30 protein-coding genes and 1 tRNA gene are annotated in these 26,530 nt (G+C 53.5%); 16 read left to right on the top strand and 15 right to left on the bottom strand.

Annotated elements, in window-relative coordinates; all coding sequences use genetic code 11:
• Positions 1 to 30 precede the first annotated feature (30 nt).
• Positions 31 to 684 (bottom strand): DedA family protein, encoded by a 654-nt coding sequence (locus PXG97_RS07125; RefSeq protein ID WP_276497057.1) that lies wholly within the window; start codon positions 682 to 684, stop codon positions 31 to 33.
• 111 nt (positions 685 to 795) lie between these two features.
• The gene (locus PXG97_RS07120) at positions 796 to 1,089 is read right to left on the bottom strand and encodes a hypothetical protein (protein WP_276497056.1); all 294 of its coding nucleotides are present in this window, start codon (positions 1,087 to 1,089) and stop codon (positions 796 to 798) included.
• A gap of 371 nt (positions 1,090 to 1,460) precedes the next feature.
• Between PXG97_RS07120 and PXG97_RS21485 the strand changes: the two genes are divergently transcribed.
• Positions 1,461 to 1,628 (top strand): DUF7149 domain-containing protein, encoded by a 168-nt coding sequence (locus PXG97_RS21485; RefSeq protein ID WP_420851759.1) that lies wholly within the window; start codon positions 1,461 to 1,463, stop codon positions 1,626 to 1,628.
• 200 nt (positions 1,629 to 1,828) lie between these two features.
• On the opposite strand, the gene PXG97_RS07115 is transcribed toward PXG97_RS21485, so the two are convergent.
• Positions 1,829 to 1,900: transfer RNA gene (locus tag PXG97_RS07115), tRNA-Glu, on the bottom strand.
• Between the two features lie 201 nt (positions 1,901 to 2,101).
• Here PXG97_RS07115 and gap point away from each other — a divergent pair.
• From gap to PXG97_RS07095, 4 genes are all read left to right on the top strand, one after another.
• A complete protein-coding gene (gap, locus tag PXG97_RS07110; protein WP_276497055.1) occupies positions 2,102 to 3,094 on the top strand; it encodes a type I glyceraldehyde-3-phosphate dehydrogenase in 993 nt (330 codons plus the stop codon).
• Positions 3,095 to 3,342: 248 nt separating this feature from the next.
• Positions 3,343 to 4,194 carry a universal stress protein gene (locus tag PXG97_RS07105; protein ID WP_276497054.1) on the top strand — a complete coding sequence of 284 codons (852 nt, stop codon included), beginning with the start codon at positions 3,343 to 3,345 and terminating at the stop codon, positions 4,192 to 4,194.
• A 109-nt stretch (positions 4,195 to 4,303) separates the two neighbouring features.
• Positions 4,304 to 5,185: a diacylglycerol/lipid kinase family protein gene (locus PXG97_RS07100; protein ID WP_276497053.1), complete on the top strand. Its 882-nt coding sequence runs from the start codon at positions 4,304 to 4,306 to the stop codon at positions 5,183 to 5,185.
• Positions 5,186 to 5,249: 64 nt separating this feature from the next.
• Positions 5,250 to 5,597: a translation initiation factor gene (locus tag PXG97_RS07095; RefSeq protein WP_276497052.1), complete on the top strand. Its 348-nt coding sequence runs from the start codon at positions 5,250 to 5,252 to the stop codon at positions 5,595 to 5,597.
• Between the two features lie 72 nt (positions 5,598 to 5,669).
• Here PXG97_RS07095 and PXG97_RS07090 read toward each other — a convergent pair whose 3' ends face one another.
• The 5 genes from PXG97_RS07090 to PXG97_RS07070 all read right to left on the bottom strand — a co-directional run bounded on the left by PXG97_RS07090 (position 5,670) and on the right by PXG97_RS07070 (position 9,598).
• Positions 5,670 to 6,098, bottom strand: coding sequence for a hypothetical protein (locus PXG97_RS07090; RefSeq protein ID WP_276497051.1), 429 nt, complete (start codon positions 6,096 to 6,098; stop codon positions 5,670 to 5,672).
• Between the two features lie 9 nt (positions 6,099 to 6,107).
• A complete protein-coding gene (gene kdsB / locus PXG97_RS07085; protein WP_276497050.1) occupies positions 6,108 to 6,842 on the bottom strand; it encodes a 3-deoxy-manno-octulosonate cytidylyltransferase in 735 nt (244 codons plus the stop codon).
• 266 nt (positions 6,843 to 7,108) lie between these two features.
• On the bottom strand, positions 7,109 to 7,441 hold the full coding sequence (locus PXG97_RS07080) for a hypothetical protein (protein ID WP_276497049.1): 333 nt from the start codon (positions 7,439 to 7,441) through the stop codon (positions 7,109 to 7,111).
• 94 nt (positions 7,442 to 7,535) lie between these two features.
• Complete coding sequence (locus PXG97_RS07075) at positions 7,536 to 8,228, bottom strand: hypothetical protein (protein WP_276497048.1); 693 nt, start codon at positions 8,226 to 8,228, stop codon at positions 7,536 to 7,538.
• Positions 8,225 to 9,598: an NfeD family protein gene (locus tag PXG97_RS07070; protein ID WP_276497047.1), complete on the bottom strand. Its 1,374-nt coding sequence runs from the start codon at positions 9,596 to 9,598 to the stop codon at positions 8,225 to 8,227. Before PXG97_RS07070 ends, PXG97_RS07075 begins: the two co-directional genes overlap by 4 nt.
• 99 nt (positions 9,599 to 9,697) lie before the next feature.
• On the opposite strand from PXG97_RS07070, the gene PXG97_RS07065 reads away from it, so the two are divergent.
• Both PXG97_RS07065 and PXG97_RS07060 read left to right on the top strand, forming a co-directional pair.
• Positions 9,698 to 10,474: a DUF4905 domain-containing protein gene (locus PXG97_RS07065; protein ID WP_276497046.1), complete on the top strand. Its 777-nt coding sequence runs from the start codon at positions 9,698 to 9,700 to the stop codon at positions 10,472 to 10,474.
• Between the two features lie 5 nt (positions 10,475 to 10,479).
• Positions 10,480 to 11,442 carry a LysM peptidoglycan-binding domain-containing protein gene (locus tag PXG97_RS07060; protein WP_276497045.1) on the top strand — a complete coding sequence of 321 codons (963 nt, stop codon included), beginning with the start codon at positions 10,480 to 10,482 and terminating at the stop codon, positions 11,440 to 11,442.
• Positions 11,443 to 11,747: 305 nt separating this feature from the next.
• Here PXG97_RS07060 and PXG97_RS07055 read toward each other — a convergent pair whose 3' ends face one another.
• The 6 genes from PXG97_RS07055 to PXG97_RS07030 all read right to left on the bottom strand — a co-directional run bounded on the left by PXG97_RS07055 (position 11,748) and on the right by PXG97_RS07030 (position 17,204).
• Complete coding sequence (locus tag PXG97_RS07055) at positions 11,748 to 12,746, bottom strand: beta-ketoacyl-ACP synthase III (protein ID WP_276497044.1); 999 nt, start codon at positions 12,744 to 12,746, stop codon at positions 11,748 to 11,750.
• Between the two features lie 143 nt (positions 12,747 to 12,889).
• Positions 12,890 to 13,831, bottom strand: a complete 942-nt coding sequence (gene plsX, locus PXG97_RS07050) for a phosphate acyltransferase PlsX (protein WP_276497043.1) — start codon at positions 13,829 to 13,831, stop codon at positions 12,890 to 12,892.
• Between the two features lie 50 nt (positions 13,832 to 13,881).
• On the bottom strand, positions 13,882 to 14,079 hold the full coding sequence (gene rpmF, locus PXG97_RS07045; protein WP_046311713.1) for a 50S ribosomal protein L32: 198 nt from the start codon (positions 14,077 to 14,079) through the stop codon (positions 13,882 to 13,884).
• Between the two features lie 48 nt (positions 14,080 to 14,127).
• A complete protein-coding gene (locus PXG97_RS07040) occupies positions 14,128 to 14,670 on the bottom strand; it encodes a YceD family protein (protein WP_276497042.1) in 543 nt (180 codons plus the stop codon).
• 71 nt (positions 14,671 to 14,741) lie between these two features.
• Entirely contained in the window at positions 14,742 to 15,764 is a 1,023-nt protein-coding gene (pdxA, locus tag PXG97_RS07035) for a 4-hydroxythreonine-4-phosphate dehydrogenase PdxA (protein ID WP_276497041.1), read from the bottom strand.
• A 6-nt stretch (positions 15,765 to 15,770) separates the two neighbouring features.
• Positions 15,771 to 17,204 (bottom strand): leucyl aminopeptidase family protein, encoded by a 1,434-nt coding sequence (locus tag PXG97_RS07030; protein ID WP_276497040.1) that lies wholly within the window; start codon positions 17,202 to 17,204, stop codon positions 15,771 to 15,773.
• A 157-nt stretch (positions 17,205 to 17,361) separates the two neighbouring features.
• On the opposite strand from PXG97_RS07030, the gene rsmA reads away from it, so the two are divergent.
• From rsmA to PXG97_RS07000, 6 genes are all read left to right on the top strand, one after another.
• The gene (gene rsmA / locus PXG97_RS07025) at positions 17,362 to 18,144 is read left to right on the top strand and encodes a 16S rRNA (adenine(1518)-N(6)/adenine(1519)-N(6))-dimethyltransferase RsmA (RefSeq protein ID WP_276497039.1); all 783 of its coding nucleotides are present in this window, start codon (positions 17,362 to 17,364) and stop codon (positions 18,142 to 18,144) included.
• Between the two features lie 4 nt (positions 18,145 to 18,148).
• Positions 18,149 to 19,501, top strand: coding sequence for a magnesium transporter (mgtE, locus tag PXG97_RS07020; RefSeq protein ID WP_276497038.1), 1,353 nt, complete (start codon positions 18,149 to 18,151; stop codon positions 19,499 to 19,501).
• A 21-nt stretch (positions 19,502 to 19,522) separates the two neighbouring features.
• On the top strand, positions 19,523 to 19,918 hold the full coding sequence (locus tag PXG97_RS07015) for a hypothetical protein (protein WP_276497037.1): 396 nt from the start codon (positions 19,523 to 19,525) through the stop codon (positions 19,916 to 19,918).
• A 198-nt stretch (positions 19,919 to 20,116) separates the two neighbouring features.
• On the top strand, positions 20,117 to 21,115 hold the full coding sequence (locus PXG97_RS07010; protein ID WP_276497036.1) for an NAD(P)-dependent oxidoreductase: 999 nt from the start codon (positions 20,117 to 20,119) through the stop codon (positions 21,113 to 21,115).
• 306 nt (positions 21,116 to 21,421) lie between these two features.
• Complete coding sequence (gene greA, locus PXG97_RS07005) at positions 21,422 to 21,895, top strand: transcription elongation factor GreA (protein WP_276497035.1); 474 nt, start codon at positions 21,422 to 21,424, stop codon at positions 21,893 to 21,895.
• A gap of 3 nt (positions 21,896 to 21,898) precedes the next feature.
• Positions 21,899 to 22,300: an HIT family protein gene (locus PXG97_RS07000; RefSeq protein ID WP_276497034.1), complete on the top strand. Its 402-nt coding sequence runs from the start codon at positions 21,899 to 21,901 to the stop codon at positions 22,298 to 22,300.
• Positions 22,301 to 23,139: 839 nt separating this feature from the next.
• Here PXG97_RS07000 and ruvC read toward each other — a convergent pair.
• Positions 23,140 to 23,712: a crossover junction endodeoxyribonuclease RuvC gene (ruvC, locus tag PXG97_RS06995; protein WP_140623565.1), complete on the bottom strand. Its 573-nt coding sequence runs from the start codon at positions 23,710 to 23,712 to the stop codon at positions 23,140 to 23,142.
• 24 nt (positions 23,713 to 23,736) lie between these two features.
• Here ruvC and PXG97_RS06990 point away from each other — a divergent pair, with 24 nt between their 5' ends.
• From PXG97_RS06990 to PXG97_RS06980, 3 genes are all read left to right on the top strand, one after another.
• Complete coding sequence (locus PXG97_RS06990) at positions 23,737 to 24,726, top strand: lysylphosphatidylglycerol synthase domain-containing protein (protein ID WP_276497033.1); 990 nt, start codon at positions 23,737 to 23,739, stop codon at positions 24,724 to 24,726.
• Positions 24,727 to 24,797: 71 nt separating this feature from the next.
• Positions 24,798 to 25,871 carry a glycosyltransferase gene (locus tag PXG97_RS06985; RefSeq protein ID WP_276497032.1) on the top strand — a complete coding sequence of 358 codons (1,074 nt, stop codon included), beginning with the start codon at positions 24,798 to 24,800 and terminating at the stop codon, positions 25,869 to 25,871.
• A complete protein-coding gene (locus PXG97_RS06980) occupies positions 25,852 to 26,109 on the top strand; it encodes a hypothetical protein (RefSeq protein WP_276497031.1) in 258 nt (85 codons plus the stop codon). Before PXG97_RS06985 ends, PXG97_RS06980 begins: the two co-directional genes overlap by 20 nt.
• Positions 26,110 to 26,530: the final 421 nt, after the last annotated feature.

Here is a 26,530-nt window from a genome sequence, read left to right as displayed (position 1 = left end):
ATGGCGGTAGTTTTATCTTGTACTGATGGCTTAGAGCTGCCTGCGTAGTTTCAGCCGCTGCTTTACCAGCGTGAAGACAGGCGGCAGCATAGAGATCCCAATGATGCCAAACACCAGGAGCGAGAAGTTCTGCTTCACGGTTGGCAGGTTGCCAAACAGGTAGCCGATCAGAATGAAGAAAACCACCCAAAGCAACGCCCCGGCTATGTTAAAGTATAGAAAGCGCCTGTAGTTCATCCTGGCCATGCCTGCCACAAAGGGCGCAAAGGTGCGGACAATGGGTATGAAGCGGGCGTAGATGACGGTGCGGCCACCGTAACGGCCATAGAACAGCTCCGCCTGGTGCAGGTAGTTCTGCCGCAGGAACCAATAGTTTCTGTTATACACCCTGCTGCCAAACTTCCATCCTGTCAGGTAATTAAAAGAATCGCCCAGCATGGCCGCTGTGCAAAGTAGCCCCGCTAACAGCAGAATATTCAGGCCTGAGGAGGGAATGGCGGCCAAGGCTCCCAGGGCGAACAGGAGGGAATCACCGGGTAGAAGGGGTGTTACCACCAGGCCCGTTTCACAGAAAATGATGATGAACAGAATCAGGTAGATCCATGTCTGGTATTCCTGCAGCAGCACGATGAGGTGCTGATCAATGTGCAGGATAAAGTTCAGGAGATACTGTAACAACTCCATATGCATAACCCTTTACGGGTAAAAAAGGAAAAAGGAAACAGGCATACCCATGCAAATGAGCAAAGGACGTTTTGCATCTCTGGAAGGAGAAGGGCAGGAAGAGAGGAGCCTCTAAGGACCTTTGGTAAGGATGGTATGCAAACCGCTATCTCCTTTGGAGGCAGGGTAGGAGTGCGGTGCCGGCACTGTATTGCTAGCCAGTGGGTAAAGCCTTTGCAGTAATACCTGCAGGATTGGGGTCAGGAGCGACTTGTCCAGCTGCATCACGGCCTCGGGCTCGCCAGGTGATGTCTCTCCGGTGAAAAGTACCAGTTGGTTTTCTGCAGCAAGGTCTACGACTTCATGCTGTGCTGCCTCCAAGGCAGGCGCAGCTTTCAGGGAAACAGGCGCAGCTATAACTAACACACCACAAAGCAAGACTGCCAGTAGTACGCTCAGCTTTTGGACAACCTGTATACCTATTGATTTCACAGGAGCAAAGGAATGAGGTTGTTTGGACTAAAACAATAGTAGAGGTAACATATATTATTGGTGTATAGTTGTAGTGATATGCTTAAATCTGAGGCTAACCTCAAATGATTTTAAGTCCTGGCTATACTAAAAATGCCGTTTTTAACCTGCAAAGCATCAGGAAGATGTGGCCGAAACAGGCGTTGAACAATGCGTACCTTTGAAACAACATATTTTAAGCTAATACAGAATAGTTAAAGATGGTGCGTAGTACTCTGCTGGGCAGCATTGGCCTGTCCGGGAGCGAAGCACATACTTAAAACCACCTGCGCGATTTCCTGATACGAACGTTTTATGGCACGTATGGCGTGAACACCAAAGGCAAGACTGACTTGGGGATTCATACCAGCACCAATACCCAAGGGCCAGCCGGTGTGCTGCTGGAGGTGAAGCGGCTGACAACTTGGCTTGTACGCCTACCTGCGAGAACCTGAACTATAGAGCCATGCACGAACTACATAAAGATCAGCTAAAGGATTACCCGGTGCTTCTGCTGCAGGTGGAGAAATGATAGGGCAAGTGCTCAAAATCAAGAGCTATGAGGGCGAACAGGAGGAGAAACGACTGATACGGTAGCTTTTGGCGCTAAAAGAAAGAGGGAAAAGCGATTCTGAAAATCACTTTTCCCTCTTAGTAGCCCGTAGGGGAATCGAACCCCTGTTACCAGAATGAAAATCTGGCGTCCTAACCCCTAGACGAACGGGCCAAATGTTTACTATAACGTGTCTTTCTTGTTGATTGACGGTGCAAATATAGCGGGTGTTTTTATATATGCAAAAACTTAGGGTAAATATTTTTGCTTGTGATACGTAAGATGTTAAGGGTCAGTATAGAAAAAAATATTGGTTTTACACTATACGATATCGTAACTTAGCAGCATTATTATAACTCTCAATAACTAGATACCATGTCTAAAATTAAAGTTGCAATTAACGGCTTCGGCCGAATCGGCAGACTTACTTTTAAGGCTCTGCTTCAGAAAGAGAACGTGGAGGTAGTTGCCATAAACGACCTGACAGATACTAAAACGCTGGCACACCTGCTGAAGTATGATTCCGTGCACGGCAGATTTAACGGTACGGTAGAGGCCTATGAAGGCGGCATCATCGTAAACGGCAGAGAAATCAAAATTACGGCTGAGCGTGAGCCGAAGAACCTGCCTTGGGGCGACCTGGGTGTAGATGTAGTGCTGGAGTCTACCGGCCGTTTTGTAGATGACGTGAGCGCCGGTGGCCACCTGGAGGCTGGTGCCAAAAAGGTTGTTATCTCTGCTCCTGCCAAAGGCAACGTGAAGACAGTTGTACTGGGCGTAAACGAGGACGTGCTGACAGGTGACGAGCGAATCGTGTCTAACGCTTCTTGTACTACCAACTGCCTTGCGCCAATGGCGAAGGTGCTGGACGACACGTTTGGTATCGAGAAAGGATATATCACTACGGTACACGCCTACACGGCTGACCAGAACCTGCAGGACGCGCCGCATAAAGACCTGCGCCGTGCCCGTGCTGCCGCTTACTCTATCGTGCCTACTTCTACGGGTGCCGCCAAGGCTGTTGGCCTGGTGCTGCCTCACCTGAAAGGAAAGCTGGATGGCGTGGCCATGCGTGTTCCAATTCCGGACGGCTCCCTGACCGACCTGACCGTGATTCTGAAGAAGCCTGCTACGAAGGAGGAGATCAACGCGGCCATGAAAAAAGCTGCCGAAGGCGAGCTGAAAGGCATTCTGGAGTACACGGAGGATCCGATCGTTTCTATCGACATCGTGGGTAACACCCACTCTTGTATCTTCGACGCCGAGATGACTTCTGCCAACGAAACACTGGTGAAAGTAGTAGGTTGGTACGACAACGAGGCGGGCTACTCTAACCGTGCTGCTGACCTGATCACACGCATTGGCTAAGCCTCACCGCTTGGTAAAGCTTAATAGGGCTGTCCTGCAGAAGGGCAGCCTTTTTTTATGCCTTCTGAACCCCTCGAGCGGCAAAAGAGTATATAGTGACGAAGATCATCGGTTATATAAGGTAAATCCTATACTTTTATGGCAGTAAAAGGACTCCGTTGCTGTGCATCAGTTAATTAAGTTACTGCTGAAGCACGGAGAAACATGTATCCTAAGGTCTTACAACATCCATCTAAACCGCACAAAACATGAGAAGGATTTTAGTACCCACAGATTTTTCGGAGGAAGCCCGTTATGCCTACGAGGCAGCGATTTCCATTGCCCGCCGCACAGGCGCTGCCATCAAACTGCTGCACGTGGTAGAAACGCCTTACTACAGCCCTAACTTCAGTGCCACCGGCGATGTGCTGGTTGGCTCTAACGGCATGGAGCAGGTATACATGCTGCGCCTGCTGGAGAGCACGAAAGCCCAGATGAGCGAGCTGCTGCATGCTGTGCCGCACGAAGGAGTGGAGGTGGTGCAGGAGGTGGATGTGGACCGCCCGATCAACAAGATCAGAAGGACGATCAAAGAGGATAATGTGGACCTGGTGGTGATGGGCTCGAAGGGGTCGAGCGGCTTGGATGAGTTCCTGATCGGCTCCAACACCGAAAAGGTAGTGCGCACGGCCGAATGCCCGGTGCTGACGGTGAAAAGCAGAATACAAGACTTTCAGCCGCACGAGATCGTGCTGGCTTCCGACTTTAAGCGGGAGATACGCGGCGCGATGGACCGCTTTAAGGAGTTTCAACAGCTGTTTGGTGCGCGTCTGCACCTGGTGTACATCAACACGCCGGGTGCTTTTGAGTCGAGCAACAACATACGCCAGAAACTGGAGTACACTGCCCAAAAGTATGGCCTGCAGAACTATACCATTAATGTGTACAACGACGTGATGGAGGAGGATGGCATCCTGCACTTTGCCAACGACATTCGCGCCGACCTGATCATGATGGCTACCCACGGCAGAACCGGCCTGGCACACCTGCTAAGCGGAAGTATAGCCGAGGACCTGGTGAACCACACCAGCACCCCAGTGCTGACGGTGCACCTGAAGTAGCAGTATGCAAGTACAGACAAGTTGCCCGAAGCCTGATGCCTTACCGCATCAGGCTTTTTTTATTCCGCCCCGAAAGCGGTATTTTTGTTCTCAGGCCACTGCCGATACTATGCGCAAAAGAACAAAGATCCGTTTTATCATCAACCCGAAGTCCGGCACCAGCAGCCGCGTGGACGTGGCTGCCCGCATTCAGGAGCACCTGGACCACAGCAAGTATGAGCACGATGTTGTGTTTACGGAGAGGGCCGGGCATGCCCCGGAGTTGGCGCACCAAGCCGCTAATCAGGAAGTAGAGGTGGTCGTGGCCGTTGGCGGCGACGGCACTGTGAATGAGGTGGCGCGGGGGCTGCTGAATACGGAAACGGCACTGGCCATACTTCCAAAAGGGTCTGGCAATGGTCTGGCGCGCCACCTGGACATACCCATGGGCTTAGAGGGAGCCCTGCGGGTGATCAACCAGGGAAAAATTACCACCATCGACAGTGGAGAGATAAACGGGCACCCTTTTTTCACCACAGCAGGCGTTGGGTTCGACGCCTACATCAGCTCTGTGTTTGCCGGCAACAAGAAGCGCGGTTTGCAGACCTATGTGGAGCTGGTGATGAAGGAGGTGCGCACCTATAAGCATCTGCCCGTGATAGCAAGTATAAACGGCAACACCCTGGATACCGACTGCTTTGTGATGGCCTTTGCCAACGCCGCACAGTACGGCAACAACGCCTACATCGCGCCAAATGCCGATATTCAGGATGGACTGCTGGATGTGTGCCTGGTGCGCCGCCTCGACCTGATCAAAGCGCTGAACCTGAGCTATTGCATGCTGACTAAGCAGTTGGCCAATGCCGACAGTGCCGAGTACTTCCAGACAGAGTACGTAACCGTGCAGGCGGAGGAGGACATGATGTACCATGCCGATGGCGAGTACCTGGGCAAAAGCAGGGAATTTGAGGTGAAAATGCTGCCATTGTCTTTAAAGGTGTTGGTGCCGTAAATAAAGGAATCGTTGGGAAGGGTGCGGCAAGCACAAATCCTTCTGTGTTATAAAGTATAAACCGATGCAAGATAAAAACAAGAAAGGCCGCCAAGGTGTGGTTTACTCTACCAACCAGGACTTTAACTATGAGTATGAGCAGGGGCAGGAGCAGGAAACCCTTCCGCCCCAGCAGCAGAACCTGAAGGTGATGCTCGACAAGAAAGCCCGTGGCGGCAAACAGGTAACCCTGATCACCGGATTTGTGGGCACCGAGGATGACCTGAAAGAGTTGGGCAAGATGATCAAAAGCAAGTGCGGCGTTGGCGGCTCGGCCAAAGACGGCGAGATCCTTATACAGGGCGACTTTCGCGACAAGGCCCTGCAGGTGCTGCAGGCTGCCGGCTATAAGGCCAAGAAGGCGGGAGGGTGATGGGAGTCAAAGAGTTTGGGAGTCAAAGAGTAAAAGAACGGATGTACCAGTAGCTCTAACATCTTGAACTCTCTAACTCCCTAACTTCCCCAGGTATTTCTTTGGCCCCTCCAGCAACCAGAAGTTGGCTGTTTGCTGCACAAACACCTTGCCCGCCAGGGCCGAGGCTTTGGGAGGGGTAGGTTTGTAGACCTGTACCGGTTGCTTCTCATCTTTTGCCCTTACGTAGCCAATCTCCTCCAGGCGCAGTTGCAGCTGTTTGGAGGTAAACTGCTTCACAGGAACCCGGACCTCCGTGCGGCGGTACATGAGCAGCATGGTTAGGGTGAAGAGCAGAGAGAAAACGGCAGCGTTGATACTTATTTCCTGCAGCAACTGGGAAGTGCCTGTCTCCGAAAAACGCCCGTTAAGCCCGTACCAAATCGCGGTCAGCACAAAGTACATCGCGAAGAAGTATAAATTCAGGCGCACGAAGCGCATCAACGTGTAGTTCCGCATCATTTGCTAAGCCTACAGGTGCTGGGTAGCCCGCTCCAGGTCTTCCGGCGTGTCGATGCCGATAGTTTCGTGGTGGGTGATGGCGGTGGTTATCTTAAAGCCATGCTCCAGCCAGCGCAGCTGCTCCAGCGACTCAGCAAGCTCCAGGGCAGAAGGCGGCAGCTGCGTGATCTGCTCCAGAATGTCTGCCCGGTAGCCGTAGATGCCAATGTGCTTGTAGTACGTATGTTGCTTGTGCCAGATATCGTTAGGTACGTTGCGGCAGTAGGGGATGGGCTGGCGGCTAAAGTATAACGCTTCTTTTGCCTGGTTAATCACGACCTTCGGCGAATTCACGTTGAACAGCTCCTCCGCCGTCTCCACCTTCTTCACCAGCGTTGCCAGCTGCGTCTGCGGCTTCTCAAAGCAATGTGCCACCAGGTCGATCTGCTCCGGGTGGATAAAGGGTTCATCGCCCTGAATGTTGATGATAAACTCGTAGGGCTGGTTGTTGAGCTGGTAGGCCTCAAAGCAGCGGTCGGTGCCGCTCTGGTGCTGGGTTCCTGTCAGCACGGCCTTGCCGCCGAAAGCCTCCACGTGTTCCAAAATGCGCGGATCATCCGTGGCCACTACCACCTCGGCCAGGCTCGATTTCTGTGCCTGCTCGTACACCCGCTGAATCATGCTTTTGCCTTTGATATCAGCAAGGGGTTTGCCGGGGAAACGGGTGCTGGCGTAGCGTGCCGGAATAATGCCAAGGACTTCCATAACGTTATCAGGTTTGGGATGAGTCCCAAAGGTACACAAGAGCTACCATTTATCCACTGGCAGCTGCTCCTAATCTGTGCTATCCTGATGGAGGGGCAGCTTAGTCTCTGTCTTGTGTGGTGCGTGAGGTGAACAGGAGCAGGTTTGAAAGAATCGAGAGGCTCAGGTACAGGTACTTCTTCATAGGTCAGGCATAAGGGGTATACCTAGTAGAGCCCGCTCAGCACCAGAAGGTTGCATGCCTTTCAGAAAATTGTAAAATTCGGCTACCTCCTCCGCAGCTCTATAATTTTAACGGTATTGATCTCAACACCAGCCTGGCAGTACCGGCCTAATTTACGGTAGTCGAGTAGAGTGGCCTCTACCTCCGTAGGGGAGTGCTCTTTAAATGAAATGCTAATATCTCCTTCATTGGTAGGCTTGTGGTAGGTGTCGCCGATCTGCAGCATAAACCCGCAGCCGTCTACGGCATAGTCACCGGTCCATACCAAGGTGGCATCCACTGTTTCAGCTTTCGTGAAGCTGTCATTATCTTTGCAGCAGGAGCTTAACAAAAGTATACTAGCCAGCAGGGAGAAGGGGAGTAGAGTAGCTTTCATCTGGTGTCTCTTTAGTAGCATGAGCCAAATTTGGAGGAGATGGTTGCAAAGGATGGCAGCTTGTGTGAAAATGCTCTTGGTTGGGCATTAACGTTTAACCCTCAGCAGCAGGTGGTGTGTACTTTACAGTAGCCCTAACTGGTGGAGGTGGGAGAGGGAGATTGGGTGGAGGCATAGTATCAGGTTTGTAGAACTTATCCTGTATAACTTTAAGAAATTTATCTCCCTGAGTTGCCGAAGCGTCTGTTACCTGCTGGCCATTAGACATCTTCCATAAGTTATAGTTCATTGCACTATATAAGCCCCTGAGTTCCTCCGGCAGCTTGTGCGGTACGAAGCCAACAGTATAAACTGTCCCATCCTCCTTTACTACCTGAAAGAATAGGCTCGGGCCACAGTACAATGGTCCCGGTTCATTTGGGTTTTCCCAATCATGGTAATAAAACTGATCGTCTTTCAGCTCGGCAAAGTATGATAAAGTGGTAGCTAACTCAGGTCTAGCAGCTCGCCCGTATGGATGGTAAGAAATGGAATCACAATGGAAACCATACCATACTCCCATTTTGCCGTTCTTTGGCTCTAGGGAAGTATAGCCAACCAATTGCGGTGTAAATTCCAGAGGGTCACCACCTGCAGGTACATTTTCTTCCGTGTTTTCCGCAGGGTAGGAGTACCTGAACTGCACCAGGTGCACCTCCTTAATGCCGTGGCTTTTTACAACCTCCTCCTGCGGCTGGCAGCCGGCAAGTATGGCTATGGCTACAAGTATAACGTACAGCTGCTTCAAACCACCGGCTCGATCTTCTTCACCCGCAGGGCGAAGGTGCTCTGGTCTATCACCTGTATGGTGTCGCCCTTTTCAATAAAGCCGTCGCGGGCCTGGGCATCGTAGAGGCTGTCGTCTATCATCACACGGCCTGATGGCGCCATGCGGGTGTGGGCCACGCCTGTTTTGCCTATGAGGTGTTCAGCACTGTTGGCGGAGCGATACCCCTCCCGGCTGTGGAAGGTGTTTTGCAGCACCACGTGGCGCATGGAGCGGCTGTTGAGCAGGCGGTTCCAGGTGAGGGCGATCACCACGGCGGCGCCCACCATGCCCATCACCACCGACACCAGGCTCCGCATCAGGTTTTCGGAAGGCACAAAGGTAAAGTCGAACATGTGGTTGTTCACCATCACCAGCACCAGCGACACCACTGTGAGTGCAATGCCGCTAATGCCCGCCACACCAAAACCCGGAATCACGAATACCTCCAGCAGGATAAGTATAATACCGGCCACAAACATCAGGATCTCCCAATTCTCGGCCAGCCCGTTGAGGTAGTAAGGCACCAGGTAAAGGATGGCGGCTACAATGGCGGCAGCCAGCGGAAACCCCACCCCAGGCGTTTGCAGCTCAAAGTACAGGCCGCCTATGATGATCAGGAGCAGTATGCCGCTGATGAACGGGTTCAGGAAAAAAGAAACGATGCGGTCGGCGGTGCTCAGCTGGTAAGGGATGACCTCGGCATTTTGCAGGTGCAGCTGCTCCAGCACTTCCTCTACATTGCGGGCCGCACCATCGCAAAAACCATACTTTATGGCCTCCGAGGTGGTTAGGCTAAGCACTTGCCCGGCCGAGAGGGTGCTGTCTACGCTGGCTTCCACCATGGCCTCGGCCATATGTGGGTTACGTCCGTTTGCCTCTGCCGTGGAGCGCATGATGGAGCGCATGTAACTCTGGTACTTGCCCGGGGCAGCCTGCCCGTCGGCGCCCACTACCGTGGCTGCCCCAATGTTGGCACCTGGCGCCATGTAGATGCTGTCGCAGGCCAACGAGATAAGGGCACCGGCCGAGGCCGCATCCTTGTTAATGAACACATACACCGGCTTCGGGTACTCCAGAATGCGCGTCCGAATCTCGTCCGCATCATTCAGGGCTCCTCCGTAAGTATCCAGCTCCAGCAGCACGTGGTCTACCTCCAAGGCCGTGGCCTCCTGCAGCGCCAGCTCCACGTAGCGGTTGGTGCGCGGGTCAATCTCTGCCTTCACTTCCATCAGCAGCACCTTGGGCCTAGTTTTTGTGCTACCGTTATCCTGCCGGGCAAACGTATAAAGCGGCACCAGCAGGCAGAGCAGCAGGGCGTACAGGTACCGGAGCTTTAAGGATATTTCCATAAATTTGTAGCAGATTAAAATACCAGGTTCAGCAGATAATATAGTAAATTCCCTACGCATATCATACCGCTACTTTATACATACGATTTTAAGGCTCCTGTGTGGCGTATTCGCTTAGATAGCGGCACCGCCTGCCTTGCCTTGGAGGTGCGCGACCCTGACCTGCTGCTGACGCGGTTCTACACCCTCGAGACCTCTTCCTATACTTTAGCGCAGCTTGGCTTGCCAGAGGCAAAGGCCTGGTGGCAGGGGTTGGAGGACGCAGCGCACGGGAACGTGTACCTGCACGGCTACGGCAACCGCCAAATGGGGCAGCACAAGGGAATCTTTGCCTTTAGCGAGGCCGACCATAGCAAAGTATGGGAACAGGGCGAGCTGGCATTTTACGGTGTGGCCAAGGCCGGTGTGCTGGCTTACGCGCCCGACCGCCCGGAGCTGCCGATGCAGGTGCTCAGCCCGGCAACCGGGGCGGCTACCGGCACAACCTACAGCCAGGAGCAGGCGGCAGCGGAAGTGACCCTTTATAGCCAGGCTCGTTTTAGCAGCTGCCTGTACCCGGTGCTGTACCGCGAGGGGGAGCCTTATTTTGCGCAGGTGCGGGCTTTTTTGCAGGAGCAACTGCAGGTGCAGCCGCTGCAGGCTCTGGAGTACGCCGAGACAGAAAATGCACTGGTGATCAGCTTTTACACCGGCGGGGCAGATGGCAAAATACAGAATGATTTGGCAATTTTCGATTTGGCCGGAAACTTGCACCGAAAGATGAAAATTGGGAGCGACTTAAGTGGTATTGGTTCAGATACTTTTTTTATCTTTAACCACAATTTATATTTCATCCTGAATAAAGACATTCTACAGGTTTTCCAACTTTTAGCCTAGCCCTTATGTTACGAACTTTTTTACTTTCCCTTGTAGCAGTGCCTGTACTCTCTTTCTCGGCTAATGCTTTGGACCTTGGTGCCGTGCGCGATTCGGTAGGGGTGGAGCGTAAGAGCGGAAAGCTTTTTGTGCAGCACAAAGTTGAGCCTAAGGAGACGCTTTATGCCCTCTCCAGGAAGTATGGCGTGCCGGTCTCGCAAATAGTAGAGGCCAACCCCAGCGTACAGACAACTATCAAAATAGGGGAAATCGTGCTTATCCCGCGCGGCTTCGTGTCCGTAGCGGCCACTACTCCCAAAAACACGGCTCCTGCAGCCAGTAACCGTACCTTTACGGTAAACAGCGTTGGCAATAAACTGCATACCGTGGAGCCAAAGCAGACGCTGTATTCTGTCTCGCGCATGTATGGCGTATCGGTGGAGAACCTGAGGTTCTGGAACAAGCTTGGAGGGGACAATAACATTGAGATTGGCCAGCAGCTGATTGTGGGCACAGGCCAGCCAACGCCAACCCAGAAGCCGGTTTATATGCCGGAGCCAGACGATGAAATGGCCAAAGGAACTGACGCCACGGCTGTCGCCTCTGCAGGCCCTACTACTCCCGCAGCCGGCGTAACGCCTACCCCGGTTGCCGTCACCATCAAAGAGCGCGTGGATGAGGAGGAGCCTGGGGAGAATGCCGCAGCCGCCGGTACCAGCAAGATGATGGAGTCTGGCATGGCTGAGATGATAGACGCAAAAACGAACGATACCAACAAATACCTAGCCCTGCACAAAACGGCACCGGTTGGCACCATCATGCAGGTGAAAAACGCCATGAACGGCGAGGTGGTGTATGTGCGTGTAATTGGCAAGCTGCCGGAAACAGGCGAGAACGAGCGTGTAGTGGTTCGCCTGTCTAAGAAGGCTTACCAGAAGCTGGGCGCTACAGACCCTCGCTTTAGGGTAGAGTTGTCTTACATGCCATAAAACAGAGGCGTAAAGTATAAAGAAGAAGGCGAGCTGGAGTAGATCCGGCTCGCCTTTTTTTGTGGGCGCATACCATACAGCGGCTTTGGTCGGGGTGGCCTATTTAATGCCGGCGTACGCTACCAGTGTCGTCAAGCCTCGCGCTCCGCAAGTATAAAAGCAGACTGGCTTGCAAGGCCCAGGTATATTAGGGAGAGCAGTAGGAAGCTGTTCACGCCCTAAAAGTATGCCCAACATAGCAGGGTATAAACAGCAGAGGCGGCCTTACCAAAGGCCGCCTCTGCTGTTTATACTTTATATTGCTGTTACTTCGGATCGTACGCCCACTTCAGGTAAACGGCACCCCAGGTAAAGCCGCCACCAAAGGCCGCCAGAATCAGGTTGTCGCCTTTCTTCAGCTGGTTTTCATACTCCCACAGGCACAGCGGAATAGTGCCGCTTGTGGTATTGCCATACTTGTGGATGTTCAGCATCACCTTATCGTTGTCCAGGCCCATGCGGTTGGCAGTGGCCTCTATAATGCGTTTATTCGCCTGGTGCGGTACCAGCCAGGCCACGTCGTCGCCCGTCAGGTGGTTGCGCTCCATGATCTCTGCCGATACATCGGCCATGCCTTTCACGGCAAACTTAAACACCTGCTGCCCCTCCTGGAAGGCGTAGTGTTCGCGGGCCTGTACCGTCTCGACCGTAGCCGGTTTGCGGCTGCCGCCGGCCTTCATGTGCAGGAACTGCGCGCCCGTGCCGTCAGACTTCAGGATAGAGTCCTGAATACCCAGCCCTTCGGTGTTAGGCTCCAGCATCACGGCACCGCCGCCGTCGCCAAAGATAATGCAGGTGGCTCTGTCGGTATAGTCTACAATAGAGGACATCTTATCGGCCCCCACCACGATTACTTTCTTGTACTGGCCTGACTCTACAAACTTAGAGCCTGTGGCCAGTGCGAACAGGAAGCCGGAGCAGGCCGCCTGCAGGTCGTAACCAAAGGCGTTTACGGCGCCCACCTCTGCCGTGATCAGGTTAGCTGTGGCCGGAAACACCATGTCCGGCGTGGTAGTGGCGCAGATAAGCAGGTCTACTTCCTCTGGCTTTGTGTTTGTCTTCTTGAGCAACTCTCTTACTGCCGGTACGGCAATATGCGATGTACCTTTGCACTCGCCTTTCAGGATGCGCCTCTCCTTGATACCCGTCCGTGAAGTGATCCACTCATCATTGGTCTCCACCATCGTTTCAAGCTCCTTGTTGGTGAGCACGTAGTCCGGTACATAGCCACTTACACCCGTAATGGCGGCAGTAATCTTACTCATTTGCAAATTTTATAAAGGTGATAAAGATTAAGGCAGGCAATTTAATAAAAAAAACTTGGCATAACCTGTGAGTTCCTTTAAAAAGAATCTTTCGACAGGCTATGCCAAGTATAAAATCTTTTGCTGGCGGGGCAGCAGCTACACTATTCGCTGTAGTTCTTCTTGAAGCGCTCCCAAACTTTGGAAACGATCATCTTCTGCGCCTGCAGGACCATGTTTTTGATGGCAACCGGGCTGGATACCCCATGGCCAATCACCACGTTTCCATTCACGCCAAGGATAGGGCTGCCGCCCTCTGCCTCGTAGTTGAACTTGTCGAAGAAAGGATCCTGGATGCCTTTTTCGTGCAGGATATCGTACAGCGACTCAGCCATCTTCAGGACGATGTTGCCTGTGTAGCCGTCGCAAACGATTACGTCTGCCTTATCATTGAAAAGATCACGCCCCTCAATGTTGCCGATGAAGTTGATGTTGGCGTTTGCCTTCAGGCGCTGGTACGCGGCCTGAATAACAGTGGTGCCTTTTCCTTCTTCCTCGCCAAGGTTCATCAGGCCTACCTTCGGATCTTTGATGTCCAGTACATACTTGGCGTAGATGGAGCCCAGCTCGCCGAACTGCTCCAGCACTTCTGGCTTGCAGTCAGCGTTCGCTCCGACATCAAGTATAATACCGTATCCGCCGCGCAGCTTCGGAACAAAGTTGGCGATAGGAGGCCTCAGAATTCCCTCGATTGCTTTTACGCTGAACATGGCTCCAACCAGCATGGCTCCGGTATTGCCGGCGCTACAGAAAGCATCTGCCTTCTGCATTTTTAGCAGACCAAAACCTACAGCTATACTGGAGTCGGGCTTCTGTGTCAGGGCCTTGGTAGGGTGCTCGCCCATTTCAATTACCTGGCTGGCATTTACAACGGTAATGTTGTTGCCCGTATATCCACATTCTTTGAGTAGACCATTAACCACATCCTCCTTGCCAATCAGCACGATGGTTGCGCTTTCGTCTATCTCCTGAGCGGCCAGAACAGCACCCTTTACAATTGCTTCAGGTGCATAATCACCGCCCATGGCGTCTAAAGCGATTCTCATTTACAGGGGGTGTTAAAATTATACAGAACTAAAACTAAAGCAGTTAATGCTTACTGGGCGTTCGTTGTATAATTTTTGATAGCCAGTTTGCCTTTGTGATACAGGTCACCGTCTACCACGTACGCATGGTGGTACAGGTGCGGCGTGTCTGTAGTAGGGCAAATTGCAATGGCTTTCTCAGAGAGGCCCTGGTGAGTTCTTCTCTTATCTCTTCTGGTCTTCGAAATCTTACGTTTAGGATGTGCCATTTTTAGTTAATGATTTACTTACGTTTATTTTTATACTTCTGAAATTCTTTAGTTCAGGTTTCGGAGGACATCCCAACGCGGGTCGGTATCATCCTCGTCGTCCTCATCCTCGTCTGTGTCAGAATCGGAGCGGGAGCTGTAGATCAGGATATCCCGATCGTCTTCCTCTTCTTCGTCTTCCTCCACAAAACGGGGGTGCAGCTTCTTCATCGGCAGCGACAGCCCGATATAATCGTACAGGTGCTGCGCAATGTTGATCGACTGCGTGCCCGGCGTTATCTGCCACAGGTCATCGTCCAGCTCGGCGTTCTCGTCGCCATACTTGATGCGGAACGTGGCCTGCACATCCACCGGGTGATCAAACTCCTCCAGGCTTCTGTCGCAGGTCAGGCGCACATGGCCTGTAATGTCGAAGTGGAAGGTAAGCAGCGACTCTGTCTTATCCAGCTCCACCTCCGCCTTCAGGTTACCGCCAAGTATCATTTCCTTCCCGAACTCCTCAAAGAAGTCTTCGTTCAGCTGAAATTCATACTTGTGAACCCTGTTGCTGAGCTTGGCAATGCCGATTTCGTAATCTCTTAGCTTCTTCACACCAATCGACTCTTTATTGCAAGGTTGCAAAATTAGAATATAATTCTGATAAATAAAATACCCTGCCGCAATTATACTGCAGGATTTGCCTCTAACTGGCGCATGCGCACAATGTCGCAGGCAAGGAACAGCGCTTCGCGGAAAGAGGTTTCATTGGCAACGTGCTTTGCCGCAATATCATAGGCGGTGCCATGGTCGGGCGAGGTGCGCACGATCGGCAGGCCGGCCGTGTAGTTCACGCCGCTCTCGAAGGCCAGCGTCTTGAACGGGATCAGCCCCTGGTCGTGGTACATGGCCAGCACGGCGTCTACCTGCTTGTACTGCTGCATGCCGAAGAAGCCGTCGGCCGGGAAGGGGCCGAACACCAGGTGCCCGCGCTCTTTCATCTGCATGATGGTGGGGCGGATGATCTCCGCGTCCTCCGTGCCTAGCAAACCTTTTTCGCCGGCGTGCGGGTTAAGGCCCAGCACCGCGATGCGCGGCTTCAGGATGCCAAAGTCGTTGCGCAGCGACTGCTGCAGAATCGTCAGCTTGCGGATAAGCAACTGCTCGGTGATTTTGGACGCTACATCCTTCAGCGGCATGTGCCCGGTTACAGTGGCCACGCGCAGGTCGCCGCTCACCAGCAGCATCAGGCTTTCGGGCGCATCAAAGTAGGAAGTCAGGAACTCTGTGTGTCCCGGGAACTTGAACTCCTCGGCCTGTATGTTGTCCTTGTCGATAGGAGCCGTCACCAGGCCATCCAGGAAACCCGCCTTCAGATCTTGGGAGGCTGCCAGCAGTGAGTCCAGCGACGCCTTGCCGGATTCCGGGGTAGGCTGGCCGGGGGTGTACTCCAGGTCGTCCTCCCAGCAGCTGATCAGGTTTACCTTGCGCGGCGCCAGCGCCTGTGCCGAGTCCGCCTGCTGGTAGTTGAAGTGCTCGGAGTGGAGCGCCTTGCGCACCTTGTTAAGTATGGCAGCCGAGCCATAGATGACCGGGGTGCAGTAGTTGAGGATGCGGCTGTCAGACAAGGTCTTCACGACCACCTCCGGGCCAATGCCGTTGGTGTCGCCGATGCTGATGCCGAGCTTTATTTTATACTTGTTATCCATGTTAGGTTATCGTGCCAAAGCGCTAAGGTAATTGTAAACTAAACGAACACAAGTGCCGGTGCCCATTTTGCCGCGGTAGGAGTCTTCGCCCTGCAGGTAAGCCGTGCCGGCGATGTCGAAGTGCACCCAAGGGTAGCTGGTGAACACCTCCAGGAACTTGCCTGCCGTGATGGCGCCTGCATCGGCACCGCCCAGGTTCTTGATGTCCGCCACGTCTGAGTCCAGCTGCTTTCTGTACTCATCCCACAGCGGGAACTCCACCAGGCGCTCGTGCACTTCTTCGCCGGCCTTTTTCAGGGCGCCCATAACCTCTTCTCCGGCCGTGCCCATGGCCACAGAGGCCTCTTTGCCGATGGCGCGCATCGCCGAGCCGGTAAGCGTGGCGAAGTCGAGCACCAGCTCCGGGTTATACTTCCTGGCAAAGCAAAGCGCATCAGCCAGGATCAGGCGGCCTTCGGCGTCGGTGTTCATCACCTCTACCGTCATGCCGTTAAACATGGTGATCACGTCGCCGGGGGCCACGGCCTGCCCGCCGGGGCGGTTGTCGGTGGCTGGCACCAGGCCGATGATGTGCAGGGGCAGCTTGTTCTTGGCCACGGCGTAAAGTATACCGGCCACGGCGGCGCCTCCGGCCATGTCAGACTTCATGAAGTCCATGGAGTTTGGCGTCGGTTTCAGGCTCAGGCCGCCGGTGTCGTACACCACGCCTTTGCCCACCAGCACGTAAGGCTTCGTGTTTTTAGCGTTCTCCGGCTTCCACTCCATAATGGTAAAGGTGGCCGGCTCTTCGCTGCCCTGGTTCACGGCCAGCAGGCCGCCCATCTTCAGCGACTGTATCTGCAGCTCGTCCAGTATTTCGGTCTTGAAGCCTGCGGCTTTGCCCAGTTCCTCCATCTGCTCGCTAAACTGCGTGGCCGACTGGTAGCTGTGCGGCTCGTTCACCAGGTCGCGGGTGCGCAGCACGGCTTCCAGCACGTTGGCCAGTTCCTGCACCTGCTGCTCGCTTAGCTGCTCATCGGCCAGCGTTATACTTTGCAGCGGGCTTGGCTTGGCATCCTTGGTTTTGTGCTTGGTGTACGTATAGTTGCTTAGGTAAATGCCCTCGGCCAGGTATAAGCCGGCTTCGGTACCTGTTTTATCCAGTATGGAGATACTCTCTACCTTATCTGACCTCAGCTGTTTTAATAATTTATGGCCCGCCTGGCGGATCGCTTCCTTGCGCAGGGGCTCCGTTTTTTCCTCAGGTGCCACCACCACGTACACGCGGTGCGTATAGCGGTTCAGGGAGATGAGTTTGGCCTCCTGCTCTGCCTGCTGCTGGACATACTGTTGCTCCTCGGGCTGCAGTTCGGGCAGCTGCGCCACCTTGCCAGCCGCTGCAATCAGGACCAGGTTGGTGTTTTTCGCTAAGCTTATGTCGTATTTAAGTTGTGTTGGCATGTCTGGTTCGTATCTTTGGGCTGCAATATAGTAAGTATAAAACGTAAAGCGAAAACCGGCATAGCCACGGCCTTTGCCGGGATCGCGTACAATTAAAGTATAACGGTTTTGAGCGGAAAAGTATACTTTACGACCGTAAAACCCTAAGCAACACAAGGTGAGCAACGTAAGACCCAAGAAACACCTGGGCCAGCATTTCCTGGTAGACCAGAACATTGCGGTAAAGATAGTGGAGCAACTCACGCTGCCCGGCGGTGTGCAGGACGTGCTGGAGATTGGACCCGGAATGGGCGTGCTCACGCAGTACCTGTTGCAGCACCAGGAATATCGTACCACCGTGGTGGATATCGACCGGGAGTCCATCGCGTACCTGCAGCAGCACTTTCCGCAGCTCGGTGAGCGCATTATCTCTGCCGACTTCCTAAAAACGGACCTGAGCACGCTGTTTCCGGGTAAGTTTGCCATCATCGGCAACTTCCCCTATAACATATCGAGCCAGATCTTTTTCAAGGTGCTGGAGCACCGCGATGTGGTGCCGGAGGTGGTGTGCATGATACAGAAGGAGGTGGCCGAGCGGCTGGCCTCGCCGCCGGGCTCCAAGGCTTATGGCATCCTGAGCGTGCTGCTGCAAGCCTTTTATACAATTGATTACAAGTTTACCGTAGGGGAAAAGGTATTTAACCCGCCGCCGAAGGTAAAATCGGCGGTGATAAGCCTGGTGCGCAACCAGCTGGAGCGGCTGGCCTGCGACGAGAAACTTTTCCACCAGGTGGTGAAATTAAGTTTCGGAACCCGCCGCAAGACGCTGCGTAACTCCCTCCGAAGTTATAACTTGCCGCCCGAAGTGCAGGCCCAGCCTGTTTTCGACAAGCGCGCCGAGCAGCTTTCGGTAGAAGATTTTGTAGCACTGACACAGCTGATAGAGCAGAACATAAAGTAAGAGCATGCAGGTAGAGATCACACGTGAGTATATTGAGCAGGTAGAGGAAGCTATTGAACGCCAGGACCGGGAGTTTATCCTGAGTACCATGGAGGAGATGCACCCCGCCGACATCATCACGGTGCTCTACGAGTTAGACGCTAACGAATCGCGTTACGTGCTGGACCTGCTCCCCGCCGAGGTGGGCGCCGAGATCCTGAGCGATCTGGACGACGACATCCGCAGCGAGTTCCTGGACAAGTTCACGAGCGAGGAGATTGCGCGGTACCTCAGCCTGATGCACTCCGACGACGCGGTGGACATCCTCAACGAGCAGTCGGTGCAGACGCGGGAGGAGGTGATCGCCCATATCGATAACGACGAGCAGGCTGCCGCCATTCTGGACCTGTTGCACTACGAGGAGGACTGCGCTGGCGGTCTGATGGCAAAAGAGCTCATTAAGGTTAACCTGAACTGGCGCGTGCGGCAATGCATAGAGGAAGTGCGGCGGCAAGCGGAGCGGGTAGCCCGCATCTATACCGTGTACGTAGTGGACGATCGCGACAAACTGCTGGGCCGCGTCAGCGTGAAGCGCCTGCTGCTGTCGAAAGACGACACGATGGTAAAGGATATTTACAGCGAGGATGTGATCTCGATCGAGTCGTACAAGGACGAGAGCGAGGTGGTGAGCGTGATGCAGCGCTACGACCTGGAGGCCATACCTGTAGTGAACATTCAGGGCCGCCTGCTGGGCCGCATCACCATCGACGATGTGGTGGACGTGATGCAGGAGCAGGCCGAACTCAGCCGGCAGCTCATGACCGGTATCACCGAGAGCGTGGAGGAGGACGACAGCGTGCTGCGCATCTCCCGTGCCCGCCTGCCCTGGCTCATCATCGGTATGGTGGGCGGCTTGCTGGCGGCACACTTCATGGGTTTCTATGAGGATGACATCGCCCTGTTGCCGGCCATTGCGCTCTTCGTGCCGCTGATCACGGCAACGGGCGGGAACGTGGGCATCCAATCCTCGTCTATCATCATCCAAACGCTCTCCTCTAACGAGGTAATGTTCGACAACATTACCCAGCGTATGATCAAGGTGCTGCTGGTGGCGCTGCTGAACGCCTTAATTATCTCCATACTAGTTTTCTCGGCTACCTATCTCTTTAAACGCGAGATTACGCTGGCCATGGTCGTGTCGGTGGCACTATTCTCAGTAGTCATGCTGGCCTCGCTGATGGGCACCATCACTCCAATGATCCTGGACAAGTTCGGCATCAACCCTGCCGTGGCTGCCGGGCCTTTCATCACCACGGCCAACGACCTGCTGGGCCTGACTATTTATTTTGGCATCGCGCACCTGCTATACAACCTGTAAGGAGGCACAAGAAATCGTACAGTGAGGAGAATACACGTTTTCGGATTTGTGTTGCTTCTGATAATTTGTGGTGTTAAAGAGAGAGCAAAAGAGTCAGTTTCCCAGCACCAAAACCACGCTTCTCTTCCGGCAACAGAATCAACAGGCGCTGGCAGCTTATCTTTATTTTCTAAGGATGATATAAAGGGCGTGTGGACATCCGGAGAAACTGAAAACGCCAGCTTTAGCATTGAAGAGGACTCCGTATTGTTTGTAGACGCCTTGGAATACGTGGAGTATGCGTTCACAAACGATACGCTTCTATACATGGAGAATAACATTCCCTTCTTTAAAACCAGAGTGCTAAAAGCGGACGAAGATTCCTTGATAACCTGCAACGAGGACGGGGTTCGCAGGTTTTGGAGATTCAGAGATTAGGATTCGATCTAAAGCTTAACCCCCCAACCCGACCTGTTGACTAACTGCGCCACCAAACTGCAGCGCCGGTGTAGCCCGGGATAATATTCTTCCGCATTAGCCGTATTTTTAGTATTTTAGTGTTCTCAAGACAGCGCATGAACAGGCGGGTTCTGCCGCCCATTTATAAGTTTATACTTTGCGGTTTTGCTGCTGTTTGTGCAAATATTAAGGAACCATCTGATCAACAACTCTACTCCATCCGTGTCAACCAATCCCTTTACCTCCAGCGTACTTATCATCGACGAGATCCACCCGAGCATATTTCCGATGCTGCAGCGCATTGGCGTGGAAGCTGATTACAGGCCAGGTATAAAGCCGCAGGAGGTGCGGGAGGCGCTGCAGGGCTTCGACGGGCTGATCGTGCGCAGCAAAATGCGCATCACCTCGGAAACCTTGGAGCTGGCCCACAAGCTGAAGTATGTGGCCAGGGCAGGGGCAGGGGTAGACAACATAGACCAGCAGGCGCTGCAGGAACGTGGAATAGCCTTGCTTGCCGCGAACGAAGGCAACAGCCAGGCAGTGGGCGAGTTTGCCGTGGGCATGCTGCTATCGCTGCTGCGCAACATCTCGCGCAGCCACAGCCAGGTGCAGCAGAAAGTATGGCTGCGTGAGGAAAACCGCGGAGAGGAGGTTTTTGGCAAAACCGTGGGCATCATTGGCTTCGGGAACATGGGCCAGAGCTTTGCCCGTACCCTGACCGGCTTTGGCTGCCGCATGCTGGCCTACGACCGCTTTGCCCCCGAGAAGATAAACCTGCCCGTGGCGCGTGTGTCGCTGGAGGAGATCCAGGCGGAGGCTGATATCGTGAGCCTGCACATTCCCTTCATCCCCGAGAACCTGTTCTTCGCCAACGAGGCTTTCTTCAGCGGCTTCAGCAAACCGGTCTGGTTTCTGAACACCTCGCGCGGCGACGTGGTGGACCAGCAGGCCTTGGTGCGGCACCTGAAAGCCGGAAGTATAAAAGGGGCCGCCCTGGATGTGCTGGAGAACGAGAAGCTGAGTACCCTGACGGAGCAGCAACAGCAGGATTTCGAGTTTCTGGCCGCCGCTCCAACCGTTATTCTCACGCCCCACATCGCTGGTTGGACCCATGAATCCTACGTGAAGATAAACGAAGTGCTGGTGCAGAAGATAGCGCAGATACTGGCATGCTGACGCATCCTTTCAGGACCTTGCCACGTTCTGTGTCTAGATGCAGCTGCTAATTTGATTCGGAAATATTTAGGCGGAGTATCAGATAAATTTTTATCTTTGCTTTGTTCACACGCGGTGAGGGAGGAGCCCTTCTGCGAACGGAAATGCAAAAAGTCAGGCTTATGCTAAACTTGGCGGCAGTTCGGATTTAAACGGTCGCCGCACTGGAAAAGGATTAAATTATTTTACATATTTGGCAAAAAGAACGGTTATGCAAGCCATAGCCGTTCTTTTTGTTTTTGTGTTTTAAAACGTGAAAACCTAATTATGAGCAAGATCAATTATTACACTGCTGAGGGGCTACAAAAGCTGAAAGACGAGTTAGCAGAGCTCAAGACGAAGGGCCGTGCCGAGGTGGCGCGCCAACTAGCCGAGGCACGTGACAAAGGCGACCTTAGCGAGAATGCCGAGTATGATGCAGCCAAAGACGCACAGGGGCACCTGGAGCTGAAGATCGCCAAGATGGAAGAGATCGTAGGCAATGCACGCCTGATCGACGAGTCGAACCTGGACTCGAGCAAAGCGCTCATCCTCTCCAAGGTTAAAATCAAGAACCTGAAGAACAACATGGTCGTTGATTATACTTTGGTAGCCGAGGAGGAGGCCGATCTGGCAGCTGGTAAGATCTCTGTGAAGTCTCCGATTGGCAAAGGCCTGCTGGGCAAGTCTGTGGGCGATAAAGCAGAGATAACGGTGCCAGCCGGCAAAATTGAATTTGAGATACTAGAGATAAGCCGATAACGTATGGAAGCTTCGATATTCACCAAGATCGTAAACGGAGAGATACCTGCCTATAAAGTGGCAGAGGACGACCGCTACCTGGCCTTTCTGGACGTGTTCCCAACCGCCAAGGGCCATACCTTAGTAATACCGAAGCAGCAAATCGATTACCTCTTCGACCTGGACGACGAGCTGTACCTGGGCCTGATGGCCTTCGCCAAGAAAGTAGCGGCGGCAGTGGAGAAAGCCGTCTCCTGCAAGCGCATTGGCGTGGCAGTGGTTGGCCTGGAGGTGCCCCATACACACGTGCACCTTATCCCGCTCAACAGCATGCAGGACATGAACTTCGCTAACAAGAAGCAATTCAGCAAAGCAGAGTTTGAGGAGGTGGCCGAAAAAATCAGAAGCGCCTACAGCGCTTCTTAAACAACAACTGGAGAAAGAAATTTAGTGAGAGCCGGCACTGCAAAGCGCCGGCTCTTTTAATGTCTGCTAGTTCTGGAGGCGATGTAGTAGTGCTGTTCCAGATTTCATAGTCTGTAAATTCGGCTGCTACGGACATTCTGATCCGCGTTTCTACAGCCCGGGTCCAACCACCCCTGCCCCTCCTTGTCTAAGGAGGGGAGTTCAGTAGCTGCTTTGGGGCATGCATCAGTTTCATGGCTGTTGGTGTCGCATCAGCAAAAATATAAACCCACCCCCACCCCCTCCCGAGAGGGGAATTCACCCCACCCGGCCCTCCCCTAAAAACAGGAGAGGGAGCTTGGTTCAAGCTCCGTCAGCGCTAGCTATCGAACAAGAACCCAGTCTTTGGGTTGAGCGCCTTGTGAGATCCGATGCCGCGCAAGCGGCAGCGCCCTGGCGCAGGAGGGAACACAGCGCGATACCCTTATCGAGGGCCCCTACCCCCAAGACGAGCCCTCGCGGGCTGGAGCGAGCCAAAGCCAAAGGTGAAACAAGTAGGTGGTAAAGCCGTGGATGAACAGAAGCTAGCAAGGATAGCTTGGCTCCAGTTGCGAAAAGCAGGGGCTATGAAAGTATAAAGGAACGAGCTACAAACTCGCGCTAGCAGTTGGAGAGCCGCAGGTGGATCTAGTTAGAAAGTACAGCCAAAGTATGGCTTACACGAATTTGGAGATTCGCAGCGGCCTAGGTACTGGACAAGGATAGTCAGAGCAGCGAGAATGGCTAAGGCAGGTGTATGCACCAGCGGAGTCTGGCGCCAGAATAAAACTAAAGTCAGAAGAACTAAAGGAAGTATACTCCTACTTTCCCGCCAACCTATCCGGGTTATCCGCCAAAAAGCTCTTCCAAGACTTGCCGCCCTGCTTGGCGTTGTTGCCTTTCTGGTAATGGTGGCATAGAGCCACACCCAGCGCATCGGTGGCGTCGAGCAGCTTGGGCACCTCCTGTATCTTGAGTATCTGCATCAGCATGGCCGCCACCTGCTCCTTGGAGGCGTTGCCGTTACCCGTAATTGACTGCTTTATCTTCTTAGGCGCATACTCTACGTATGGGATATCGCGGGAGAGGGCGGCGGCGATGGCGACCCCCTGCGCACGGCCCAGCTTCAGCATGCTTTGCACGTTCGTGCCATAGAAAGGCGACTCAATGGCCAGCTCGTCGGGGAGGTACTCGTCGATGAGCTGTATCATCCTGTCAAAGATTTTCTTTAACTTGATGGCGTGGTTACTGTAGCTTTTGAGGTGGATAACGCCGAACTGCAGCACCTGCACCTTAGAACCAGTCACTTCTATGAGGCCGTAGCCCATCACTTGGGTGCCGGGGTCGATGCCAAGGATGAGTTTATTGGGTGGTAGTGCAGTGGAGTAAGCCATAGGGTGCAAAAATAAGACATTATCTTGAACATCAAGCTGCATAAAAAATTCCTTTTGGGGCTGGCAAAGGTGCTGGTGGTGGGGCTAACGCTGCTCCTGCTCTACCAGGCTATCTTCACGGCACCCGATACCTTCCTGAGTTGGAGCGGCATCCTGCGGCAGGCGGGGCAGAGCCCGCTGCGCTACCTGCTGATACTCACCGCCATCCTGATACCTGTAAACTGGGGTTTTGAGGCCCGTAAATGGCAGCTGCTGGGGCAGAAGCTCGAGCCGATGTCGTTCTGGCAGGGGTACCGCGCCGTAATGGTGGGGCTTACGCTGGGCTTCATCACACCAAACCGCCTCGGCGACTATGTCGGTAGGGTGCTGGCCCTGAAGAGCCGGCAGCGGCTGGAGGCTATTGGGGCCATCTTTATCGGGCGGTTCTGCCAGCTGGTGGCCACGGTGCTGGCAGGCTCGGTGGGCCTGCTCTACTTTACACTAGCCTTTGGCTGGCAGCAGTACCCGGGCGTGTCGCTGAGTGTGTTTGTGTTACTGCTGGCACTCAGCACGGCCATGCTGCTGCTGCTCTACCATGCCAAAGCCATGGTGGCGGTGGTGGCAGTCATAAAGCCCCTGCGAAAGTTCGTGCCTTACCTGTCCATTATGGGCACTTATACTTCCGGGGAGATGACGCGGCTGCTATGGCTCTCGCTGGGGCGCTATGCCGTGTTCCTGGTGCAGTTTATACTATTGCTCATCCTTTTCGAGGTGCGCCTCAGCCCGCTGCAGTACGTGAGCGGCGTGTCGGGCACCTTCTTCCTTAAATCCGTTGTGCCATCGGTTAGCCTGCTATCGGACCTGGGGGTGCGGGAGCTATCGGCCATGTACCTGTTTGGGTTGCTAGGGCAGGAGCGGCTGCAGGTGCTTAGCGCCAGCCTCAGCCTCTGGTTGCTCAACATTGCGGTGCCCAGCGTGGTAGGTTTATACTTTGTGCTGCGGATGCGTTTGGCGCGGAAAGGAGTGGTGGCATGAGGTGGCTGCTGCTGTTCTCGCTGCTTTGGTATAGTTGGATAATTCTAAGGCGGTGGCAAGCCTGGAAGCGGATGCCTGATGTGGCTGTACCCGCTGCCTTTGCACCGGATACGCGCATCAGCGTTATCATTCCTGTGCGTAACGAGGCTGAGAACATCCTGCACCTGCTACACGATCTGGAGCGCCAAAACTACACACGTGAGTTGGTGGAGGTGCTGGTGGTGGATGATCACTCCGAAGACAGAACCGCTGCCTTAGTAGAGCAGTTTATACTTGCCTCTGGTCTTTCGATAAGATGTTTGCAGTTGGAACATTATGTAAAGTATAAAGGCAAGAAAGCAGCCGTGCAGGTGGGGGTGGAGCAGGCGCAGGGCGAATTGCTGGTCTTCACCGACGGCGACTGCCGGGTGGGGCCGGAGTGGCTGCGCAGCTATGCCTTCCTCTACGAGACCGAGCAGCCGTACTTCATCAGTGGCCCCGTTAGCTTTCACCATACCCACGCGCACTTTGAGCGGATGCAGCTGGTGGAGTTTGCCAGCCTGATCGGGATAGGCGGAGCCTCCATGGCACTTGGCCAGCCCAACATGTGCAACGGGGCAAACCTGGCCTACCGAAAGGATGTTTTTGAAAAAGTGGGCGGCTTTGCAGGCAACGAGGCTATCCCTAGTGGCGACGATGAGTTCCTGCTGCACAAGGTGCATAAGATCTTCCCGGGACAAGTAAAATTCCTAAAAGCACCTGAAGCGATAGTTTATACTTCGGCGCGTAAAGGTTTGATTTCTTTTATGCAACAACGGGTTAGGTGGGCCAGCAAGTGGAAAGCGTACCAAAGCCTGCAGGTGCAGCTAGTGGCGCTGTCGGTGTTCCTGATAAACCTGTTGCTTTTCCTGGCCATCCCGCTAGTGCTGTGGGGTAGTTTGCCGGGTTGGCTCTTTACAGGGGCCTATCTTACCAAGTTTGCAGCAGATTTCTTATTTTTAAGGCAGATAACAAATTTTTTGCAGGCACGCCGCTACCTGTGGTACATGCTGCCCCTGCAATTCGTATACATCCCATACGTGCTTACAACAGCTGTCTTAGGCCTTTTCGGCCGCTACAACTGGAAAGGCCGAACCATCAGATCCCATGAGCAACAACGAGTTTGACATTCTGGACGAGCTATACTTTGTGACATCCTATGCAGACCTGAGAAGTACCCTCTCTTTAACTGACCAGGAGTTATGCGCTGCTTTACAGTCGCTTATACATAGAGGCTATGTTAAAATACTGTATCCTGACCCCGACACTGAGCTGGAATACGAGGAGGCAACCTTTGGGAAGCAGTGCCAGGAGTACTTCTTTCTGGCCACAAAGGCCGGCCTGGTGGTGCATAACTCTATTTAGGCTCCTGCCTTCCCCGAAATATTTGACTGTATTCTGATAAATATTTGATTACAAGATATTTAGTAGTTAAAGGGATGTGGCATGGTGAAGGGCATGGTTAGCAGGCTTTTTTGCTTCTTGGATTTTTCCGCCGGCAGACCTCAAACATTCTGGGTTTAGTAACTGTTATAAAGGCAATATGTAATATACTGATTTACATATGTATAAACCAGGAGGGCTCTTGTTGATGAACCGTGAACGAGGTGGCCAGGTGGTCAGAAACGCTCTTGTGCCGCTTTACTATCGGGCTGTCAGGGCTTTGGTTTTACTTGCGAAAACAGAAGCTTCTGATTCTTTGAAGGAAAGGTGCTGATGCGGGAAGGTTTTTAGTGAAGAAGTGCCGGTGGTAGCCTTTTTTTAGTACTTTTACCAAGTATACGTA

Origin of the sequence: Pontibacter litorisediminis, assembly GCF_029360645.1 — a bacterium.
GTDB classification, from domain to species: Bacteria; Bacteroidota; Bacteroidia; order Cytophagales; family Hymenobacteraceae; genus Pontibacter; species Pontibacter litorisediminis.
The sequence above is the reverse complement of the archived record's forward strand: the minus strand, read 5'-3'. Positions and strand labels throughout refer to the sequence as shown.

What these genes read in the sequence shown, in the direction of transcription:
- PXG97_RS07125 (WP_276497057.1), bottom strand. Translation starts at nt 684, where the DNA reads ATGGAGTTGTTACAGTATCTCCTGAACTTTATCCTGCACATTGATCAG.
- gap (WP_276497055.1), top strand. Translation starts at nt 2,102, where the DNA reads ATGTCTAAAATTAAAGTTGCAATTAACGGCTTCGGCCGAATCGGCAGA.
- PXG97_RS07105 (WP_276497054.1), top strand. Translation starts at nt 3,343, where the DNA reads ATGAGAAGGATTTTAGTACCCACAGATTTTTCGGAGGAAGCCCGTTAT.
- PXG97_RS07100 (WP_276497053.1), top strand. Translation starts at nt 4,304, where the DNA reads ATGCGCAAAAGAACAAAGATCCGTTTTATCATCAACCCGAAGTCCGGC.
- PXG97_RS07095 (WP_276497052.1), top strand. Translation starts at nt 5,250, where the DNA reads ATGCAAGATAAAAACAAGAAAGGCCGCCAAGGTGTGGTTTACTCTACC.
- PXG97_RS07090 (WP_276497051.1), bottom strand. Translation starts at nt 6,098, where the DNA reads ATGATGCGGAACTACACGTTGATGCGCTTCGTGCGCCTGAATTTATAC.
- kdsB (WP_276497050.1), bottom strand. Translation starts at nt 6,842, where the DNA reads ATGGAAGTCCTTGGCATTATTCCGGCACGCTACGCCAGCACCCGTTTC.
- PXG97_RS07080 (WP_276497049.1), bottom strand. Translation starts at nt 7,441, where the DNA reads ATGAAAGCTACTCTACTCCCCTTCTCCCTGCTGGCTAGTATACTTTTG.
- PXG97_RS07070 (WP_276497047.1), bottom strand. Translation starts at nt 9,598, where the DNA reads ATGGAAATATCCTTAAAGCTCCGGTACCTGTACGCCCTGCTGCTCTGC.
- PXG97_RS07060 (WP_276497045.1), top strand. Translation starts at nt 10,480, where the DNA reads ATGTTACGAACTTTTTTACTTTCCCTTGTAGCAGTGCCTGTACTCTCT.
- PXG97_RS07055 (WP_276497044.1), bottom strand. Translation starts at nt 12,746, where the DNA reads ATGAGTAAGATTACTGCCGCCATTACGGGTGTAAGTGGCTATGTACCG.
- plsX (WP_276497043.1), bottom strand. Translation starts at nt 13,831, where the DNA reads ATGAGAATCGCTTTAGACGCCATGGGCGGTGATTATGCACCTGAAGCA.
- rpmF (WP_046311713.1), bottom strand. Translation starts at nt 14,079, where the DNA reads ATGGCACATCCTAAACGTAAGATTTCGAAGACCAGAAGAGATAAGAGA.
- pdxA (WP_276497041.1), bottom strand. Translation starts at nt 15,764, where the DNA reads ATGGATAACAAGTATAAAATAAAGCTCGGCATCAGCATCGGCGACACC.
- PXG97_RS07030 (WP_276497040.1), bottom strand. Translation starts at nt 17,204, where the DNA reads ATGCCAACACAACTTAAATACGACATAAGCTTAGCGAAAAACACCAAC.
- mgtE (WP_276497038.1), top strand. Translation starts at nt 18,149, where the DNA reads ATGCAGGTAGAGATCACACGTGAGTATATTGAGCAGGTAGAGGAAGCT.
- greA (WP_276497035.1), top strand. Translation starts at nt 21,422, where the DNA reads ATGAGCAAGATCAATTATTACACTGCTGAGGGGCTACAAAAGCTGAAA.
- PXG97_RS07000 (WP_276497034.1), top strand. Translation starts at nt 21,899, where the DNA reads ATGGAAGCTTCGATATTCACCAAGATCGTAAACGGAGAGATACCTGCC.
- ruvC (WP_140623565.1), bottom strand. Translation starts at nt 23,712, where the DNA reads ATGGCTTACTCCACTGCACTACCACCCAATAAACTCATCCTTGGCATC.
- PXG97_RS06985 (WP_276497032.1), top strand. Translation starts at nt 24,798, where the DNA reads ATGCCTGATGTGGCTGTACCCGCTGCCTTTGCACCGGATACGCGCATC.
- PXG97_RS06980 (WP_276497031.1), top strand. Translation starts at nt 25,852, where the DNA reads ATGAGCAACAACGAGTTTGACATTCTGGACGAGCTATACTTTGTGACA.